This window comes from Macrococcus capreoli (genome assembly GCF_025628935.1).
GTDB lineage: Bacteria > Bacillota > Bacilli > Staphylococcales > Staphylococcaceae > Macrococcoides > Macrococcoides capreoli.
Genome location: NZ_JAOTIS010000047.1, coordinates 1 through 772 on the forward strand (window position 1 = coordinate 1; position 772 = coordinate 772).

Below are 772 nucleotides of genomic sequence, written 5' to 3' on the forward strand. Positions count from 1 at the left end.
CTTACCTTTTTTAAGATATAGATTATCAACCTCAACATACTTAATTCTTCCTAAATCATCAGTACGGTATAAATGACCTTCCGGTGTGACATATTCAACATTTGGCTTTAATGCTTTCCCATTCTTCCACATCATATGTTCTTTTTCTGTGTATTCCACCCTTGTAATGAGGTGCGCATCTTTATCATCGACTTTTAATGATTTACCTTTATTTTTTGTCAGATTGATAGTACCTTCTGTTCCAGATTTCACCGCTGCGTTGCTTCCTTTATTCATCAGTTTCGCACTAGCCTTCTGAATGTACTGATCGATATCTTGCTTCGTAATCTTCTTTGCAGTTTCTGTTCCAATCCCCGCATAGGCATACTTTGGTGCCATCCCCAGCTTACTTAATGCTTCATTCACTTTGTTGTAGTGATTCGCGCCTTTATATGCGATGTTGTGTACCTGAGGTACCATCTTCTCATCTACATATTTAATCAATCGTTCTTTCTGACCGCGGTACCACGATTTCCCAGCCATCTCAATGGCTTCTTTCTTACCTTCCAAACGCTCTATCGCACTGGCAACACGATAGCCAACATCCGCTTTATCCATCATCACTTTATATGACGTTTTTAATTTGATTAGTCTATTCGTCGTCATATTTGTTGTATTTTTCAAACCACTCTTCATCAACTGTCCTGCAGTCGTTTTTCCAGCTGTCTTCGACATCATATTTAATGCCGGTTTACCTACACCTTTAAATACTTTACCGATCGGAATAAGTCCA

General features: G+C 38.9%; 1 pseudogene. It reads right to left on the minus strand.

Annotated elements, in window-relative coordinates:
• Positions 1 to 772, minus strand: a pseudogene (locus tag OCL94_RS13195) (hypothetical protein); the annotation flags it as partial.